At 70.1% G+C, this 19,090-nt stretch carries 15 protein-coding genes; 11 read left to right on the plus strand and 4 right to left on the minus strand.

Features of this window, described 5'->3' with window-relative positions; all coding sequences use genetic code 11:
• The first annotated feature begins 3 nt into the window (after positions 1-3).
• The 7 genes from V6B97_RS06920 (at position 4) to V6B97_RS06950 (ending at position 8,714) form a co-directional block, all read left to right on the plus strand.
• On the plus strand, positions 4-969 hold the full coding sequence (locus V6B97_RS06920) for a type II secretion system F family protein (RefSeq protein WP_333505764.1): 966 nt from the start codon (positions 4-6) through the stop codon (positions 967-969).
• 157 nt (positions 970-1,126) lie between these two features.
• Complete coding sequence (locus V6B97_RS06925) at positions 1,127-2,101, plus strand: type II secretion system F family protein (RefSeq protein ID WP_333505765.1); 975 nt, start codon at positions 1,127-1,129, stop codon at positions 2,099-2,101.
• Positions 2,102-2,271: 170 nt separating this feature from the next.
• Entirely contained in the window at positions 2,272-3,447 is a 1,176-nt protein-coding gene (locus V6B97_RS06930) for a tetratricopeptide repeat protein (RefSeq protein ID WP_333505766.1), read from the plus strand.
• Positions 3,448-3,557: 110 nt separating this feature from the next.
• Positions 3,558-4,016, plus strand: coding sequence for a TadE/TadG family type IV pilus assembly protein (locus V6B97_RS06935; RefSeq protein WP_333505767.1), 459 nt, complete (start codon positions 3,558-3,560; stop codon positions 4,014-4,016).
• A gap of 64 nt (positions 4,017-4,080) precedes the next feature.
• Positions 4,081-5,301: a pilus assembly protein TadG-related protein gene (locus V6B97_RS06940; RefSeq protein ID WP_333505768.1), complete on the plus strand. Its 1,221-nt coding sequence runs from the start codon at positions 4,081-4,083 to the stop codon at positions 5,299-5,301.
• Positions 5,302-5,319: 18 nt separating this feature from the next.
• The gene (locus V6B97_RS06945; RefSeq protein WP_333505769.1) at positions 5,320-5,811 is read left to right on the plus strand and encodes a TadE/TadG family type IV pilus assembly protein; all 492 of its coding nucleotides are present in this window, start codon (positions 5,320-5,322) and stop codon (positions 5,809-5,811) included.
• Positions 5,808-8,714, plus strand: a complete 2,907-nt coding sequence (locus V6B97_RS06950; RefSeq protein ID WP_333505770.1) for a response regulator — start codon at positions 5,808-5,810, stop codon at positions 8,712-8,714. Before V6B97_RS06945 ends, V6B97_RS06950 begins: the two co-directional genes overlap by 4 nt.
• Before the next feature lie 102 nt (positions 8,715-8,816).
• On the opposite strand, the gene V6B97_RS06955 is transcribed toward V6B97_RS06950, so the two are convergent.
• The 4 genes from V6B97_RS06955 to lepA all read right to left on the minus strand — a co-directional run bounded on the left by V6B97_RS06955 (position 8,817) and on the right by lepA (position 14,338).
• Positions 8,817-9,458, minus strand: coding sequence for a hypothetical protein (locus V6B97_RS06955; protein WP_333505771.1), 642 nt, complete (start codon positions 9,456-9,458; stop codon positions 8,817-8,819).
• A 78-nt stretch (positions 9,459-9,536) separates the two neighbouring features.
• A complete protein-coding gene (locus V6B97_RS06960; RefSeq protein WP_333505772.1) occupies positions 9,537-11,123 on the minus strand; it encodes a YifB family Mg chelatase-like AAA ATPase in 1,587 nt (528 codons plus the stop codon).
• Positions 11,124-11,480: 357 nt separating this feature from the next.
• Entirely contained in the window at positions 11,481-12,077 is a 597-nt protein-coding gene (lepB, locus tag V6B97_RS06965; protein ID WP_333505773.1) for a signal peptidase I, read from the minus strand.
• Between the two features lie 455 nt (positions 12,078-12,532).
• On the minus strand, positions 12,533-14,338 hold the full coding sequence (gene lepA, locus V6B97_RS06970) for a translation elongation factor 4 (protein WP_333505774.1): 1,806 nt from the start codon (positions 14,336-14,338) through the stop codon (positions 12,533-12,535).
• A gap of 512 nt (positions 14,339-14,850) precedes the next feature.
• On the opposite strand from lepA, the gene V6B97_RS06975 reads away from it, so the two are divergent.
• The 4 genes from V6B97_RS06975 to V6B97_RS06990 all read left to right on the plus strand — a co-directional run bounded on the left by V6B97_RS06975 (position 14,851) and on the right by V6B97_RS06990 (position 19,089).
• Positions 14,851-15,159, plus strand: coding sequence for a hypothetical protein (locus V6B97_RS06975; protein WP_333505775.1), 309 nt, complete (start codon positions 14,851-14,853; stop codon positions 15,157-15,159).
• A gap of 429 nt (positions 15,160-15,588) precedes the next feature.
• On the plus strand, positions 15,589-15,909 hold the full coding sequence (locus V6B97_RS06980) for a hypothetical protein (RefSeq protein ID WP_333505776.1): 321 nt from the start codon (positions 15,589-15,591) through the stop codon (positions 15,907-15,909).
• Between the two features lie 366 nt (positions 15,910-16,275).
• On the plus strand, positions 16,276-17,217 hold the full coding sequence (locus V6B97_RS06985) for a DUF362 domain-containing protein (protein ID WP_333505777.1): 942 nt from the start codon (positions 16,276-16,278) through the stop codon (positions 17,215-17,217).
• A gap of 18 nt (positions 17,218-17,235) precedes the next feature.
• On the plus strand, positions 17,236-19,089 hold the full coding sequence (locus V6B97_RS06990; RefSeq protein ID WP_333505779.1) for a 4Fe-4S binding protein: 1,854 nt from the start codon (positions 17,236-17,238) through the stop codon (positions 19,087-19,089).
• Position 19,090 lies beyond the last annotated feature (1 nt).

Genomic DNA, 19,090 nt, shown 5'->3' on the forward strand with positions numbered 1-19,090 from the left:
GCCATGATGCTCGTCATCGCCGTACTCTCGGTCATCGCCATGTTCGTGTTCGTCATGGGCGTGCTGGACCTGGCCTACGGCCGCCGCCGCGCCACGGCGCAGCGCGTGGGACGGCGCATGGAAAACCTGCTGCGGGCGAAAAACGAGCAGGACCGGGTGGACCTGGAACGCCGCCGCGCCCTGTCCGACGTGGACTGGCTGCACCGAGCGCTGGCCGCCCAGTCGTGGACGAAGAAGATGGACCTCGCGCTGGAACAGGCGCAGGTGCGGGCCACCCTGGGCGTGCTGCTGCTGGCTTCCGTGCTGGGCGCGGCCTCGTGCTTCCTAGTCATGCACCTGCTGGTGGACAACCTGTTCCTGCTGGTGGCGCCGCCGCTGGCCCTTGGCTACACGCCCTTCCTGTGGGTGCAGCGCAAGCGCAACGCCCGCATGGGCCGCTTCCAGCGCCAGTTGCCCGACGCGCTGGACCTCATCGCCCGCGCGCTGAAGGCGGGGCACGCCTTCAACCAGGGCATGCGCATGGTGGCCGACGAATTCGAAGACCCCATCGGCCCGGAATTCCAGAAGACCCTGGACGAGATCAACTTCGGCATCCCGGCGGACGCGGCCCTGCACAACCTGACCCGCCGCGTGGACTGCCCGGACCTGAAGTTCTTCGTGGTGTCGGTGAACATCCAGCGCGAAACCGGCGGCAACCTGGCGGAAATCGTCACCAACATCGCCCGGCTGATTCGCGAGCGGTTCAAGCTGGCGGGCCGGGTGCGCGTGCTTTCGGCCGAAGGCCGCCTGACCGCGTGGATCCTGTTCGTGCTGCCCTTCGGCATCGGGTTCATCATCAACCTGCTGAACCCCGAATTCATGAGCGCGCTGTACGCCACGCCCGAGGGCAACATGCTGCTCACCGCGTCGCTGTTCCAGATGGCCATCGGCGGCATTGCGCTCAAGCGCCTGACCACCATCCGAGTCTAGGGGCTGTTTCCAACTTGTCCTTTCGCCCGTTGGCGGCGTCAAACTTCGCCTGCCATTTCGGTCAAATACGATAAGAGTATACTCCCTCATGGCAAGCTCGTTTTCCTTGCCAACGAACGAAAAACCTAAGCTGGAAACAGCCCCTACGGGAAACGCCATGCCGTTCGACGACACCATGCTCCCCCTGCTGGCCGCGGTGCTGGCCTCCGGCGCGGTGCTGCTGGCCGCCCAGGCCCTGCGCGACGTGTTCGGCAGCCGCCAGCGGGTGCGGCGCATGCACGGCCGCCTCGCCCGGCATGCGGCTGGCGCGCGCGCCGTGGCCGCCCCGGCCCTGCCCGATTCGCCCCTGGCCTCCCTGAAGGGCGCCCTGAACGCGGTGGCCGAGCGGGTGGGCCGCAAGGTGGTCAAGGACGACGACGACGAACTGAACGAGGCGGGCATGGCGCTGGTGCGCGCGGGCTACCGCAATCGCCGCGCGCCGCTGGTGTTCTGGGGCGTCAAGGCCGGGCTGACCCTCTGCGGCCTGCTGCTGGGGCTGGTGATCCGCCTGCTGTCGGGCGGCGACATCCCCCTGGGCATGGTGGCGCTGCTGTTCATCTGCCCGGCGGTGGTGGGCCTGTACGCGCCCAACGTGTGGCTTTCGCAGCGCATCAAGGCCCGCAGGCTGGACATCACCAACTCGCTGCCCGACGCGCTGGACCTGCTGGTGGTCTGCGTGGAGGCGGGCATGGGCCTGGACCAGGCCTTCGCCCGCGTGGCCCGCGAGATGATGGGCACCAACCCGGTGCTGGCCGAGGAATTGAACCTGGTGATCCTGGAACTGCGCGCGGGCAAGTCGCGCGCCGAGGCCTTGAAGAACCTGGCCGCGCGCGTGGCCCTGGAAGACATGAACAGCCTGGTCACGCTCATCGTGCAGGCCGACGCCTTCGGCACCAGCATTTCCAGCACGCTGCGCGTCTATTCCGACACCATGCGCACCACGCGCTTCCAGCGGGCCGAGGAAATCGCCGCCAAGATGCCGGTGAAGCTGCTGTTCCCGCTGGTGTTCTGCATTCTTCCGGCCCTGTTCGTGACCATCATGGGGCCCGCGTTTATCACGTTGATGCGTGTTTTCGAGCAGATGGGCCAGTAGCCCCGGCGAGGCTTTCGCCCGCTGGCGGCGTCGAGCGTCGCCAGCCATATCGGTCGAATACGAAAAAGTATGCTCCCTCATGGCTGGCCCGCTCTCCTTGCCAGCGAACGAAATCCCCAGCCGGGGCAAGCAGTGACGCCGCCCGGCTGCGGACACCGAAGGAAAACGCCATGACCGCCCGCACCGCCGCCCGTTCCGCCCTCGCCCTGCTGGCGCTCTGCGCCCTGCTGCTTGCCGGCTGCGGCGCGCAGCAGACCACCCGTGGCTCCAACCTTTCGCTGATGGAACGCTACCACAGCGGCAAGGACCTGCTGCACGACGGCGAAGGGGAGAAGCCCACCCCGCAGGGCGACGCCATGAACGCCCAGGAACACCTGCAACGCGGCATGGCCTACCTTGCCCAGAACCGGCCGGAACTGGCCTTCGAACAGTTCAGCCGGGCCTGCCAACTGGATCCCAAGCTGGCCGAGGCCCGCTACCAGCGCGGCGCGCTGCTGGTGGCGCGCGGAGCCGCCGCCGAGGCGCGGCCCGACATCGACGCCGCCCTCGCCTTGGCCCCGGACAACGCGCGGGCCTGGGAGACGGCGGGCATGCTCAGCTTTGCCGAGGGCAACCTCGCCGAGGCCGGAAGCCGCTTCGAGCGGGCGCTGGCGCTGGAGCCGCGCCTTGCGGGCGCGGCCAGCCACCTGGGGGCCATCCACAACTACCAGGGGCACCCGGACAAGGCGCTGGCCCTGTACCTGCGCGCGCTGGAACAGCTGCCCCGCTCGGGCGAACTGCACAACAACGCGGGCATCGCGCAGGCCATGCTGGGCAACGACGCCGCCGCCGTGGACCATTTCCGCGCGGCCATCACCTACGGCGCGCCCGGCAACCGGGTGTGGAACAACATGGGCCTGTCGCTGTGCCGCCTGGGCCGTTACGACGAGGCGTTCGAGGCCTTCCGCAACGCCGGGGGCGAGGCCGCCGCGCACAACAACCTGGGCGTGTACCTTTCGCAGCAGGGCGAGCACGCCCTGGCCCTGTACCACCTGCAACGCGCCCTGGAAGTGGAGCCGCGCTACTACGCCCGCGCCGCCGAAAACCTGAAGCGCGCGCGCCTGGCCGCGCGCATCGCCCAGGGCCAGGGACCGGCCTCGGCCACCGCCGCGCCGCTGCCCATGGCCGGTCCCGGAATGGACCCCACGACCGGGTTCAGCGGGGCCACCGGGACCACCGGAGCGGGAGCCGTGCAGGGCGCGCCCGGAGTCGCCACCCCGGTGACGCTGCCGCCTTCGTCCACGCCGCTGAAGGCCCGCGCCACCCCGGCCGCCGTGCGCGAGGGCGAACTGCGCGACGGGAAGTAGACGCCGCGAGAAATTTCGGGCGCGCCACGCGCCGCGCCCGTCCATTGTCCGTTGGGGGCACCGCTGATGGAATTCGCCGGGGGGCGGCCCATCATCAAGGAGTGAACACCATGTCCGAAACACGCACCATCTCGCCACCGGCACCGCCCGGCGGAACGCGCAGGGGACTGCGCCGCCTTCCGCCGTCGCGGGCGCTTGCCCAGCGCGGCCTTGCCGCGCTGGAAGTGGCCCTGATGCTGCCGGTCATCGCCGCGCTGCTCTACGTGCTGGTGGAGGGAGGCAACACCATCCGCGCCTACTCCGCCCTGACCGAAGCCAGCCGCACGGGCGCGCGCCACGTGGTCATGAACGACGACGTGGCGGGCGTGCAGACCTTCGTCCGCTCGCTGGCCACCACGCTGGATCCCAACGCCCTGACGGCCACCGCCGTCAAGGACGCGGGCAAGCAGATGGTCACGGTGACCGTGCAGTATGCCTACAAGTCGGTATTCACGAGCAATCCCTACAACGGAGACCCCCATGACGCGCTCTACACGTTTTCCGCAAGCACCAGCATGCCCACGCCGTAACGCGGCCCGGCCTGCCGGTTTTCGCGCCCGCGTGCGCGGCCTGTGGCGTGGCACGCGGGGTTCCATGGCCATGCTGATGGCCGTGCTGCTGCCCGTGGTGCTGGGCCTTGCGGGCCTCGGCATCGATTCGGGCATGCTCTACCTCGCGCACAACCGCTTGCAGGGCGCCGTGGACGCGGCGGCCCTGGCGGGCAGCCTGCAACTTCCCTACGACCCGCAACTGGACAAGGGGCTGGTGAGGGGGGCCGTGAACGAATACATGGCCGCCAACTACCCCGAGGCCCAACTGAAGGGCGTCACCCCCGGCACCGAGGAACGCAGCGTCACCGTGAAGGCCGAGGCCAACGTGGCCACCATCTTCATGGGCGCCCTGGGCATCGGCTCCACCACGGTGCGCGCCCAGGCCACCGCCGGGTACAACAACCTGGAAGTGGTCTTCGTCATCGACAACACCGGTTCCATGAAGGGCACGGCCATCCAGCAGGCCAACGCGGCCGCCACCCAGCTTGCCGAACTGATCATGCCCGAAGGCATGGAAACCTCGGTCAAGGTGGGGCTGGTGCCGTTCCGGGGCAAGGTGCACCTGCCCGCGGGCGTGGACGGCCTGGCCGACGGCTGCCGCAACGCCGACGGCACCCTGGCGCCCACGTGGATACTGGAGGAGTACAAGCAGTCCAAGTACCGCTCGCCCAAGAATTCGTCGCTCAACGTGCCGCAGAACACCTGCGGCAGCATTCCGCGCGTGCAGGCCCTGACCAGCGACCGCGCCACCATCGTCAACGCCATCGCCAGGCAGGACGCCCTGGGCGACGCCTCGGGCACCGTCATCTCGGAAGGCATCAAGTGGGGACGCCACGTGCTCACCCCCGAGGCCCCGTTCACCCAGGGCTCGTCCAACAAGGACATGCGCAAGGTGATGATCGTGCTCACCGACGGCGATACGGAAGACGGCACCTGCGGCGGCAACTACGCGCTCAGCTACACGCCCAACGCCTACTGGACCAACGCCTACTACGGCATGTTCGACATGACCACCCACTGCGAGAACGGCGGCAAGCTGAACGCGGCCATGCTGAGCGAGGCGCAGATCGCCAAGGACAAGGGCATCGAGATCTTCGCCATCCGCTACGGAGATTCCGACTCCACGGACATCAGCCTGATGAAGACCATCGCCTCCAGCAAGGCGGGCACCACCGACCACTACTACAACGCGCCCTCGGCCTACGATCTTGAAGACATCTTCAAGAAGATCGGTCGGCAACTGGGTTGGCGGCTGCTGCGCTAGCGCGGCGGGGAGGATACCATGATGCGCGCATGCCGCATGCTGCCGTTCCGTCTGTGGCGCGGTGAAGCCGGGGTCAGTTCGCTGGAGGTGGCGTTCGTTCTGCCCGTGCTGCTGACCATGCTCTTCGGCCTCGCGGAATTCGGCTACAACCTCTTCGCCCGTTCCACCGTGGAAAAGGCCGCGCAGGTGGGGGTGCGCTTCGCCGTCACCGGCGAAGGCTACGACACGAGCAACCGGGTGACCCTGATCAAGGACGCGGCCCGGCCCCTGACCCAGGCGCTGTCCGGCTCCACCGGCACGGGCGTGACCATCCTGGTGCGCAGCTACCCCAACGGCACCTCGGCCGCCGCCAAGGAAGACAACGGCGGCGACCCCTGCCAGACCGTGGAGGTGCAGGTGGACTACAGCTACGCGCCGCTGACGCCGCTGGTGGGCTCGCTGCTGCCGGCCCAACTGACCGTCACCGGGCGCGAGCGCATGGTCAACGAACCCTGGGCCATCTGCAAATGATCCGCCATCTGGGGCTTTCGCTGCACTGCGCGCCCGAGGCGCACGACGTCGTCGCCGTCTCCGGCTGGTCGGGGGGGTCCGGTTCCGGGCTGCCCGGCCTGCCGGAGACGGGGGCACGGCCCGCCGCGCCTCCCGCGCCGGAAGCGTTCACCCCGGCGCATGGCGGGCCACCCCGGTTTGCGGGCGTGGCCCGTTCTGCTATCATGGGGCGCACGGCGACCCCGGACTGTCCGTCAGACCGCACGGGCAGCGCGGACGATACCGGCCCGGCGCCCGCGCACCGGGGTCCGGCCCGGCGGTCCGCCGCCCTCGCGCACCTTGCGCAAGCCGCCCTTGGCATCCACTCCGCCACCCACTGGCCCGCTACCCCCAGGGAAGCCATGTCCGCATCCCCGCCACCCGCGTCCTCCCATGCACCCGGCCCCACACCGGGCACCACGCCCGGCCCCGCGTCCGGTCAGGATAGTGCCGCGCGCGGCACGGCGCGGCTCAGCCTGCTCATCGTCTCGGAGTTCGAGGAGTTCGCGCGTGGGCTGGTGGCGCGCCTCGCGGCCTGCGGGCTGGAGCCCTCGTACATGCTGGCCGAGACCCCGCCCGATCTTTCGCGCCTGATCACCGAAGAGCCGTGGGACATGGTGGTGGCCGAATCCGAGGCCCCCGGCATGACCTGGCAGGAAGTGCTGATGCTGGTGCGCGGGGTGCGCGAGGACGTGCCCTTCGTGCTGGTGACCCCCGCCCCCGACGAGGAAACGGCCGTGGAAGCCGTGCGCGAGGGAGCCGACGAGGTGCTCTGCGCCGACGACTGGCACCTGGGCTCCGCCTTCATGCGTCTGGTGCGCGAGGCGGAACGGCGGCGCACCCTTTCGGTGCACTGGCGCGAGATCAACCGCGACGCCCGCCAGTGGCGCGGCATGGTGGAAGGCACGGTGCTGGGCATCTTCCGCTGCCGCCCCTGGGGCGAGCTGACGAGCGCCAACCCCGCCTTTGCCGACATGTTCGGCTACCCCTCCCCCGATGCGCTGTTCGCGGCCATCCGGTCCGGCGGCGCCGCCGGTGTCGCCCCCGACGACGCTCTGCCCGATGGCGCCCTGCCCGACGGCTGGCTGCCGGGCGGCTTTCTGGACCGGGCCACCCTGGACCGCATGCTGAACACCCTGCGCGACGAAGGCGAGGTGCGCGACTTCGAGACCACGGCCCGCCGGGCCGACGGGTCCACCTTCTGGATTTCGGTGAACGCCCGCGTGCAGCGCGGCGCCACCGGCGAAATTTCCGGCATCGAAGGCACGGTGGAGGACATCGACCGCCGCAAGGCCGTGGAGAACATGATCATCCGCGCCAAGCAGGAGTGGGAGAAGACCTTCGACAGCGTGCCCGACGTGATCATGATCATGGACGCGGGCCAGCGGGTGCGGCGCAGCAACATGGCGCTGGGCCGGCTGCTGGGCCTGCACCCCAGGGACGTGGTGGGCCGCCACTGCAACGAGGTGTTGGGCGCGGCCGTCATGTCCGACGACGTGTGCGCGGCCGTCATGCCCGACGACGTGTCCGCGGCCGTCCGGGCCATGCCCTGGGGCGAGAGCCGCACCCAGGAACTGTACCTGCCCAGCCTTGGCGGGCACTTTCTGGTCACCCTGTCGCCCTACCTCGCCGACAGCCAGTACGACGGCCAGCCCTACGGCGAGACCGGCCGCGATGGGGCCGCGCCGGGCACGGTGCTGGTGGCCCACGACATCAGCAGCCGCAAGCAGTTGGAAGCCCGGCTGCGCCAGGCCCAGAAGATGGAGGCCATCGGCACCCTGGCCGGGGGCATCGCCCACGATTTCAACAACATCCTTGGCGTGATGATGGGCTACACGGAAATGAGCCTGGACCAGGCCGAAGACGGCGACGCCCAGCACCGCCGCCTGTCCGAAGTGCTGGCCGCGGGCCGCCGCGCCCGCGACCTGATCCGCCAGATCCTGACCTTCAGCCGGCAGGAGGAGCCGTCCCGCCTGCCGCTGCCCCTGCTGGCGCCCATCAAGGAGACGGTGCGCCTGCTGCGCGCCACCCTGCCCGCCAACGTGGACATCCGACTGGACCTGTCCGACACCGGCCCGGTCCTGGCCAACCTCAGCCAGTTGCAGCAGGTGATCATGAACCTGTGTGGCAACGCGGCCCACGCCATGAAGGAACAGGGCGGGGTGCTGCAACTGGCGCTGGACGCGGTGGAACTGGACGAGGACGAGGCCGCCGCCCGCTCGCTGCCCGCGCCCGGCGGCTACGCCCGGCTGCGCGTGCGCGACACGGGGCACGGCATTCCGGCGGACATCCTGGAGAACATCTTCGACCCGTTCTTCACCACCAAGAAACCGGACGAGGGCACGGGCATGGGCCTTGCGCTGGTGCACGGCATCGTCACCGCGCACGGCGGCTGCGTTTCGGTGCAGTCCACCGTGGGGGTGGGCACGGAGTTCGAGGTGTTGCTGCCGCTGGCCCCGCAGGCGGGCGAAGAGCCCGCGCCGGGGCCCGGTTCCGCCCACAGCGGCAGCGGCGCGGCGCTGGTGGTGGACGACGAGGCCCCCCTGGCGGCCATCATGGGCGCCATGCTGGAAAAGCTGGGCTACCGGGCCGTGATGACCTCGAATCCCCTCGACGCGCTGGAGCGGTTCCGGGCGGACCCGGCAAGCTGGCGGCTGGTGGTCACCGACCAGACCATGCCCGGCATGACCGGCACCGAACTGACGCGCCAGGTGCGCGCCCTGCGGCCCGACCTGCCGGTGGTGCTGTGTTCCGGGTTCAGCGAAGGGCTGGGACGCGACGCGGCCATGGCGGCCGGGGTCAGCGCGATGCTGGCCAAGCCGCTGCTGCGCGCGGACCTGGCCGCCGCCCTGTCCGAACTGGGGCTGGAGAACGGGAAGAAGTAGCCGGGCACGCTCCACCACGCGCGCGAAAGCGAAACGGGCCTTTCCAGAACACCGGCAAGGCCCGTCGGCATTCCTGTCCCGTGCGTCGTGGTCTCGCGCGGTTCAGCGTCCCTCGCCGTGGCGCACCGCGCCCTCTCCGCGCAGCAGTTCCAGCAACCCGCGCACCAGCAGGTCCGCACCGTGCGGGTGCTTGTCCTCTATCCCCGGCACCCCCGTCACCCCAGGCAGGCCCAGCGCCAGGAGCAGTTCCGGGCCGGTGAGCCCCCCGGGGTTGCAGGCCATGACCGCAAGCAACGCTTCGCGCAGCAGGCCCAGTCCGGCCTGCGCCTTGCACTGCGCGCCTTCGGGTACGGCGATGCCACCGGCCCCGTCCTGCGCGGGCACGATGCACTGCGCGTGGCCGTCGTCGCTGCCGTTCCCTGGGGCGTTCACGGCCGCGTCGCCAGGCTGCGACGCATCCGCGTCCACCAGGCCGGACAGCAGGGCGGCCAGCCTGTCGGCTTGCCGGGCGGTCAGCCCTTCGGCCAGCACCACCGGGCGCGCGCCGGGCAGCGGCAGCAGGCGCGGGTCGTCAGGCGGGGAAATTTCCGCAGGGAGGCCGACCGCCGGGGCGGCGCCATCCCCCGGCTGCTCCACCGTGTCCTGCCCGGCGCACTGGCAATGCTCGGGCCGTATCCGCACCAGGCGCAACTGTTGGCCGCGCGTTCCCAGCGCGGCATGCACGCAATACCGTTTCTCGTCCATGTATCCCCCCAGGATACGGACCGGTTCCGTGGTATGTGTGTGTCCGTCCCGCCGCGCCGTCGCGCGGCACTTCATGGCCTACAATCGTTCGCGGTCCAGCGCGCGGCAGTTGATGGCCTCCGCCAGGTGGGCGACCCGGATGGGGCCAGCGGCGGCCAGCGCCCGCTCCGCCCGTTCCACCTGTTCCGCCCGCTCCACCTGTCCCGCCCATTCCAGATCCGCGATGGTCCGCGCGATGCGCAGAATGCGCGTGTACGCCCGCGCCGACAGGGCCAGGGCGCGCACCGCGCCCTCCAGAAAGGCGTGCTCGTCCGGCCCCAGGGCACAGTGCGCCTCCAGCAGCCGACCGGTCAGGTCCGCGTTGGTGCGGTACGGGGTGCCCGCGTACCGTGCCGCCTGCACCTCGCGGGCCGCCGCGATGCGGCCGCGCATCTCGGCCGACGTACTCCCGGTGAGGCCGCCGCGCAAGTCCTCATAGGGCACGGCGGGCACCTCCACGTGCAGGTCTATGCGGTCCAGCAGAGGGCCGGAAAGGCGTGCCCGGTAACGCTGCACCGCCGGGCCGAGGCAGGTGCAGGTGTGCCTGTCGTCGGTCCTGTAGCCGCAAGGACAGGGGTTCATGGCCGCCACCAGCATGCTGTCCGCCGGATAGGTCAGCGAGACGGCGGCGCGGGCGATGGTCACCACGCCGTCCTCCAGCGGCTGGCGCATCACTTCCAGCGCGGTCTTGCGGAATTCGGGCAGTTCGTCCAGGAACAGCACCCCGCGATGGGCCAGCGAAATCTCGCCGGGGCGCGGATTGCCCCCGCCGCCCACCAGGCCATAGTCGGACACGGTGTGATGCGGCGCGCGGAAGGGGCGGCGGGTGATCAGCCCCTGCCCGTCCAGCAGGCCCGCCACGCTGTAGATGGTGGTCACCTCCAGCGCCTCGTCGAAGGAAAGCGGGGGCAGCACCGTGGGAATGCGCTGGGCCAGCATGGTCTTGCCGCTGCCGGGCGGCCCGATGAACAGCAGGTTGTGCGCGCCCGCCGCCGCGATCTCGATGGCCCGCTTGGCGTGCTCCTGGCCCTTCACCTCCGCGAAGTCCACGGGCCATTCCTGGCCGCGCTCCCACGCGGCGCGCCCGCCCGAGGGCACCGGGGCGATGTCCGCCTGCCCGGCCAGGAAGGCCGCCGCCTCGCCCAACGACCGCACCGGATACACCGGCAGCCCTTCCACCACGGCGGCCTCGGCGGCGTTGTCCGCCGCCACCAGCATGCCGCGCGCCCCTTCGGCGCGGGCGCGCACGGCCACGGGCAGCACGCCCGGCACGGGCTTCAGCTCGCCGGTCAGGGACAGTTCACCGAGCAGAAACCATCCGTCCGTGCAGCCCTGGGGCAGGATTTCGGCGGCGGCCAGCAGGCCGATGGCGAGGGGAAGGTCGAAGCCGCTGCCGCTCTTGCGGCGGTCGGCCGGGGCGAGGTTGACGGTGATGCGCGCGGGCGGCAGGCGCAGGTTGCAGGCCCGCATGGCGGCAAAGACGCGTTCGCGCGATTCGCGCAGGGCGCCTTCGGCCAGGCCCACCATGACGAAGGCGGGCATGCCCTGGCGGGCAAGGTCCACCTCAAGGTCCACCCGGAAGGCGTCCACCCCGTGCAGGGCGGCGCAGGCCACGCGAACGATCATCAAGCCCCCTGCGCGAAAGAGTGAGGAGCGAAAGCGGTCGAGGCGAACAGGTGACGACAGGCGCGAACGGGCGAGAACGGGTGCGAACAAGGCGCGGGCCGCATGCGGCCTGATGCGAACTGATGCGAATTGGCACGAACAGGCGCAAACGGATTCCGGCGGACGCGCACGGGCGACGCACTGCCGGGGCACACCGCAAGGGCACGACATGCCTCCCGTGATACCGCACAACCACTAAAGCAAAACGTCCCGTCCCGCAACGACGCGCGGGACGGGACGGATGTGTCGAGAATGCGGGGCCTGCGCCGTCGGCTGCGGGATTTCAATCCCTCGCCAGCGGGCTACGCGGCCCGCCCGCTAGTCGATGACGTTGCCTATACGATCCCAGCGCACGTTGCCGAGTCCTTCCCAGGACCAGTAGATGACCCACGCCTTGCCCCGGATGGCCCCGCGCGGGACGAAGCCCCAGAAGCGGGAGTCCTGCGAGTCGTCGCGGTTGTCGCCCATGGCGAAATAGTGGCCCTCGGGCACGGTGACCGGGCCGAAGCTGTCGCGCACGGGCATGACGATGCCGGGCTGCGAATGGCGGATGTACGCTTCCTGCACGGCTTCGCCGTTGCGGTACAACTGCTTGTTGCGCACCTCGATCACGTCGCCGGGCACGCCCACAATGCGCTTGATGTAGTCGATGGACGGGTCGCCGGGGTACTCGAACACGATGATGTCGCCGCGCTGCGGGTCGCCCACGGGCAGCACCACCTTGTGGGTGAAGGGCAGCTTCACGCCGTAGCTGAACTTGTTGACCAGCAGGTGGTCGCCGATCTGCAGGGTTTCGAGCATGGAACCGGAGGGAATCTTGTACGCCTGCACCACGAAGGTGCGAATGAGCATGGCCAGCGCAAAGGCGACGACAAGCGCCTCCACGTATTCCAGCAGCAGGCTTTTCTGTTGCATGCGGGTGCCTCCGCGTCCTGTCGCGCGGCCGCGCGGGGACGGGGATTTGCGGTTCATCGAAAACCCGCCAGGGGCTGTCGCCCAAGGCGGGGCCGGTGCGCGCCCCCGCTGGTGCGGGTGCGGCAGGGGCATGCCCTGCGCCGCCGCCCGCCACGGTGGGGGGTGCGGGGGACGGCGCGCTGAAACCGCCGGGCTGCGGTGCGTCCTGCACCTGCGGCCCGGCATTGTTCACGTCATTCTCTTTTCAAATCACCCCGGCCCGCACCACCGCAATTTCGCGGCAGGGGCGGCACGGGCTTCACTCGCTTCTTCACTTACGCGCACGCGCTCGTAGCGGTACGCAGGGTCGGCAAGGACAAGGAAAACGTTGGCGCCCGCGAGGGGAGCGTACGTCTTCGGTACGTGACCCGAGCGGCAACGACGTTTGACGCCGTCATTGCCGACCCTGCGCACCGCTACTCGTCGCCGACCTGAAGGGCGGCCAGAAACGCCTCCTGCGGCAACTCCACGTTGCCCATGCGCTTCATGCGCTTCTTGCCTTCCTTCTGCTTTTCCAACAACTTGCGCTTGCGGGTGATGTCGCCGCCGTAGCACTTGGCGGTCACGTTCTTGCGCAGCGCGGAAATGGATTCGCGGGCGATGATCTTCTGCCCGATGGCCGCCTGGATGGCCACCTCGAACATCTGGCGCGGGATGGTGCGCTTCAGCTTCAACGCCAGCGCGCGGCCGTAGTGGTAGGCCTTGTCGCGGTGCACGATGACGGCCAGCGCGTCCACGGGGTCGCCGTTGATCAGGATGTCCAGCTTCACCAGGGACGACTGCCGGTAGTCGATGAACTCGTAGTCCATCGATGCGTAGCCCTTGGTGCCCGACTTCAGCCGGTCGAAGAAGTCGAACACGATTTCCGCGAAGGGAAGCTCGTAGGTGATCACCACGCGGTTGGCCGCGATGTACCCCATGTTCTTCTGGATGCCGCGCTTTTCCTCGCACAGTTTCAGCACGTTGCCCACGTAGTCGTTGGGCACGTGGATGTCCATGCGCACGTAGGGTTCGTACAGCGCGGCGATCTTGGTGGGGTCGGGCAGCTTGGAGGGGTTGTCGATGTCGCTGTTCTTTCCGTCCACGGTGTCGATCTTGTAGATCACCGAGGGGGCGGTGGCGATGAGTTCCACCTGGAATTCGCGCTCCAGCCGTTCCTGGATGATCTCCATGTGCAGCAGACCCAGGAACCCGCAGCGGAAACCGAAGCCAAGGGCCTGCGAGGTTTCCGGCTCGTACGAGAAGGCGGCGTCGTTGAGTTGCAGCTTTTCCAGCGCGTACTTCAACTGTTCGTAGTCGGCGGAATCGGTGGGGTACAGCCCGCAGAAGACCATGGGCTGCACTTCCTTGAAGCCTTCCACGGGCTCTTCGGCCGGGCGGTCCACATGGGTGATGGTGTCGCCCACCTTGGCGTCGCCCAGTTCCTTGATGTTGGCGCAGAGAAAGCCCACCTCACCCGCGGCCAGTTCGGTCATGTCCATGATTTCGGGCGAGAACACGCCAAGGCGGATCACCTCGTAGCTGCGCTCTGTGGCGAACAGCTTGATGCGGTCGCCCTTGCGCAGCACGCCGTCCACGATGCGGAACAGCACCACCACGCCCTGGTACGAATCGTACCACGAATCGAAGATCAGGGCTTTCAGCGGGGCGTTGGGGTTGCCTTCGGGCGCGGGCAGGCGTCCGACGATGGCTTCCAGCACCTTGTCCACGTTCAGGCCGGTCTTGGCGCTGACGGCCACGGCGTCGGAACAGTCGAGGCCGATGCTTTCCTCGATCTCGTGCTTCACGCGGTCGGCGTCGGCGCTGGGCAGGTCGATCTTGTTCAGGACGGGGATGACCTCGAGGTTGTGGTCCAGCGCCAGGTACACGTTGGCCAGGGTCTGGGCCTCCACGCCCTGCGAGGCGTCCACCACCAGCAGGGCCCCTTCGCACGCGGCAAGGGACCGCGAGACCTCGTAGTTGAAGTCCACGTGGCCGGGCGTGTCGATGAGGTTCAGCACGTACTTGCGGCCATCCCTGGCCGTGTACGGAATGCGCACCGACTGGGCCTTGATGGTGATGCCGCGCTCGCGCTCAAGCTCCATGCGGTCCAGGTACTGGTCGCGCTTTTCGCGCTCGCTGACCAGCCCGGTGACCTCGAGGATGCGGTCGGCCAGGGTGGATTTGCCGTGGTCGATGTGCGCGATGATGCTGAAATTGCGGATGTGTTCCTGTCTGGGCATAACGTGGGTGCCGCCGTGCGGCGGCGCGCCTCCTGAAAAATGTGCGGCATGGGATGGGTACGGACGCCGATGATGCCGCGCGCGGACCGGCCATGGGGTGGCCGGGGGGTGGTCAATGACCCGGCGCGCGTCGCCGTACCATTCGAATCGGTTTTCATACTGCATTCGGGACCGGAAGTCCAACCGCCCCGCAGCGCTCGGTTCGGGCTGGATCCTGCATGGGCGGAACCGGTGGGGCGGAAACCGGGGAGGCCGGGCCGGAGAAACGGAAGACCAGCGCTACCGGCCCACTGTCCAAAAATCGGACAGTTTCGCTCCGCTTTGCACATCCTGCACATCGAACTGTCCAATAATCATACACGCTCCGGGTGCGGCACGGGACGCCCGGTTTCCGGCAAATCCTTTGGCCACGCCATGTTCGCACCGCGCGCCCGCCCCCGCGCGCCGTGGCACGCCCTTTGCCTTATGTCCTGCACACACCCGGAAACGGAAACCACACGCAGGAGCAGTTCATGAAGATCACCCGCATTCTCCCGGCCACCCTGGCCATTTTCGCCATCACCATCGGCTCGGCCATGGCGGCGGGCAGCACCGGCGGCCACGATGCCCACGCCACGCCCCCGGCTGCCTCCGCCCCGGCTACCTCCGCCCCGGCGGACAAGGCCCCCGGCGACGCCCAGCCCACCCCCATGCAGGGCTGCGGCTGCTGCCAGATGATGAAGGACGGCCACGGCTCCATGGGCAACATGGACGCCAAGCCCGGCGGCGCGGGCCACATGATGCCGGGCAATGACGGCAAGGCGCCGGTCCGCCACAGCTAGCGCCACGCAAGATGGCCCCCCGCATTTCCGCATCGGGGCCGCCCCGCTTCCACGGCAGACACAAGGATTCCCCCGTGGGACCTGCACCTCCTCCTCGCCGGTCCCACGGTTCCGCCTCGCGGCGTGCGCGCCCCCTTCACCGGGGGCGCGTTGCGTTGCGTACCCGCCACATGTACGCCGCCATGCCCGGCAGCCTGTGCCCGGACCGGACCACCGCCCTTCCACAGAACCTGTCCAGAATCCATACACCTGCCCCAAGGTTGGACAGGCGGACACGGGCGATCTGTCCAATAATCATGCGCCCGTGCCGCCCCGCGCGCACACGTCCACAGAACAAGCCCTTTCATTCTGGGGCATTGCAGGAATGGCACGGCCATTGCCTTAGGGAAGGCATCATCCGGCAACGGAAATCACCCACAGGAGTTCATCATGAAGATCACCCGCATCCTTCCCGCAGCCCTGGCCCTGGTGGCCATCACCGCCGGTGCCGCACTGGCCGCGCAGAACGTTTCCACCACCGCCATGGGCATGCAGTCCTGCCCCGGCTACACCGCCATGCAGGGCCGCCACGCGGGCATGACCGGCGCCATGGGCCAGATGATGCAGAACGGCCAGCACATGACGCAGCACGGCGGCGGACACATGATGTCCGGCCAGATGCCGGGCCCGACGTCGGGACCCGCCACCGGACAGTCCCGCGCGCCCGGCATGACCTCCGACGCCATGCCCGGCATGAGCGCGGGCAGATAGCCAGCTTTCGGACGGCGCGGCCCGCGAAACGTCTAGCGGCCGTGCCGTCCGCCGCCGTGATGGCGGACCAGCCCCTGCGTGCGCGCCCCCTTCACCGGGGGCACGTTGCGTTGCGGGGCGCATGTTCCGCCCAACCCGGCCACGCCCCTGCCGCACCATCCGCCACGCAATCGTATGCGACCGCGCGTCGTCAACCATTGCTCCCCGTCCGCCGAAGGTGGTATACGCATGCACAAGGTGCGTACCGCCCCGGCCTGCCCGGCGGAACGGTTCCCGTTGTCCCCCTTTCCGCTCCCGCGCCCGGCATCCCGCCCGGAGCCTCCCCCACCCCGCCCGCAGCCGCGCCGCCCGGCGCAAGGAGGCATCATGCGTCGCAGGGACTTCCTGAAATGGCAGCTGTCCGGCGCATTGTGGCTGGCCGCCGTGCCGTCCGCGCTTTCGCCCCTCTCCCCGTTGCTGCCGGGTCCGGACGAAGCCCTGGCCGCCTCCGCCGGGCCCGATGTCGCCGTGGTCAAGGGATCGCCCGCCGCCGCCGCCCATGCCTGCGTGGGCATGCTGGGCGGCATGGCCCGCTTCGTGAAGACCGGGCAGAAGGTGGTCATCAAGCCCAACATGTCCTTCGCCTCGGCCGCCAGCCTGGGCACCAACACCCACCCCGAGGTGGTGGCCGCGCTGGTGCGCATGTGCCGCGACGCGGGGGCCGCCTCGGTGTTGGTGCTGGACAACCCGCTGGCCCCGGCCGAGCAGTGCATCGAGCGTTCCGGCATCCGGACCGCCTGCGCCGAGTTCGGCGACATCGTGCAGGCCCCGACGGCGGAGCGGTTCTACCGCGAACTGGACATCGACGGCGCGCAACAGATGACCGCCAACACCTTCCTGCGCGACGCGCTGGACGCCGACGTGCTCATCGCCGCGCCCACGGCCAAGTCGCACAGTTCCACCGGCGTGTCGCTGGGGCTCAAGGGCATGATGGGGCTGATCCGCCAGCGCGGGGTGATGCATTCGCGCTACGACCTCGACACCGCCATCGTGGACCTGAACACGAAACTGCGCGCCGCGCTCACGGTCATCGACGGCACCCACGTGTTGACCACCGGCGGACCCGGCGGGCCGGGCAAGGTCATGCAGGAAAACACGGTGATCGCCTCGGCCGACCCGGTGGCCGCCGACGCCTGCGCCGTGGAATCGTTCGAGTGGTACGGGCGGCGCTTTGCCGCGCGGCAGGTCAGCCACATCCGGCTGGCCCACGAACGGGGCCTGGGCTCCATGGACCTGTCCACGCGCGCCGTGGCGCGGGTGACCCTGTAGGGGCCGGGGCCGCATGGCATGAACCGGCAACGCGCGCGCCTGGCCAGCCGCTGGCTGTTCTTCGCGGCCTTCGTGCTGCTGGCGTGGGGCGCGGGACAGGCCGTGCCCGGCGGTGAAATCCTGCCCCGCGATCTGCCCCGTGATCTGCCCCGTGATCTGCTGGTACGGCTGGACCCGGCCGTGGCCCTGGCCGCCAGCGTGGCGGGCCGCGCGCTCATCGGCGCGGTGGCGCCGGGGCTGGTGGTGCTGGCGTCCGCCCTGCTGCTGGGCCGGGCGTTCTGCGGCTGGGCGTGCCCGTTCGGGGCCATGGTGGACGCCGGTGACGCCGTGTGGCGTCGCTTGGCGAAAACCCGGCGGCGCAAGGCCGGGCGGTCGGAATCCCGCCGGAATGACGCCGCACGCCGCCCCGCCGTGCCGCGCCTGTTCAAGTACGGGGTGCTGGCCGGGGTGCTGACGGCCGCGCTGGCGGGCCTGGACCTGGTGTTCTGGGCCGCGCCGCTGCCGCTGGCCGCGCGGTTCTGGACGCTGGCCGCCTGGCCGCCGGTGGCCCGGCTGGCCGAGACGGGCCTTTCCCTGGCCGCCCCCCTGGCCCGCCGGATGGGGGCCACCGGACTGGCCTTCGCGGAAATCGCCGTACCCGGCTACGCGGCCACCGGCTACATCGTCGGCTTCTTCGCGCTGGTGCTGGCGGGCGGGCTGCTGGCCCCGCGCCTGTGGTGCCGCATGCTCTGTCCTGCCGGGGCCGCCCTGGGCCTTGCGGGCCGCGTGGCCCCGTGGCGGCGGAGGGTGGACCACACCTGCACCGCCTGCGGAGCCTGCGCGCGGCAGTGTCCGGCCGGGGCCATCCCGGCGGCGACCCCGTGCGCCACGGACCACGCCGAATGCCTGAAATGCCTGCGCTGCGCCGACGTCTGCCCCGTGGACGCGGTGCGCTTCGCCTTCCGGGACGTTGCCGGAGCCGACGCACCGGACGCGGCCATCCCCCTCCCCCAGGCCGCCGGTACCGGAAGCCCGTATCCCGCTGGCGCCGCCGCCCGCCGCAACCTGCCCGGCCCGCTCTCCCAGCCCCCCTTGCCGCCGCATGCCCGGTCGCAGCGCCGTGCGCTGCTGGCGGGTCTTGCCGTGGGCGCCTGCGCCGCCGCGCTGGGCCACGCCGGACCGGCACTGGGCAGGCCGGAAGGGGTGCTGCGCCCGCCGGGCGCCCTGCCGGAGCCGGAATTCCTGGCCCGCTGCGTGCGCTGCGGACTGTGCGCCGCCGCCTGTCCCACCAACACCCTGCAACCCGCATGGCTGGCCAGCGGCGCGCTGGGCATGTTCAGCCCGGTGGTCACCCCGGCGCGCGGCTTCTGCGACCCGGCCTGCCATGCCTGCGCCCGGGCCTGCCCCACTACGGCCATCCGGCGGCTGGCCGACGAGCGCACCTTCGCCAAGATCGGCACGGCCGAAGTGCTGCGCGACCACTGCCTGGCCTGGGCGAAAAAGAAACGCTGCCTGGTCTGCGACGAGGTGTGCCCCTACGACGCCATCGCCCTGAAGCCGGAGCCCGGCTACACCATGGGCGTGCCCCACGTGGACCCGGTCCGCTGCGCCGGGTGCGGCTTCTGCGAGAAGCACTGCCCGGAAACGGCGCAGGCCACCGGCGAGAAGGCCATCGTCATCCGCACGCGTGACGCCCTGCGCATCGCCACCGGCAGCATGCGCGCGGCGGCCGAGGCGCGCGGGCTGCGCCTGGTGTTCACGCCCAGAAAGCCGGGCGACGCGCACGGCGAGGAAGCCCCGCCCTACCCGGACGGCGACGGCGCACAGCCTCCGCTGCCCGGTGCCGACGGCGCGCCGCCATCCGGCGGCCTGCCGCCCGGCTTCACCGAGTAGC

Source organism: Nitratidesulfovibrio sp. 1201_IL3209 (assembly GCF_036763125.1).
Taxonomy (GTDB): Bacteria; Desulfobacterota; Desulfovibrionia; order Desulfovibrionales; family Desulfovibrionaceae; genus Cupidesulfovibrio.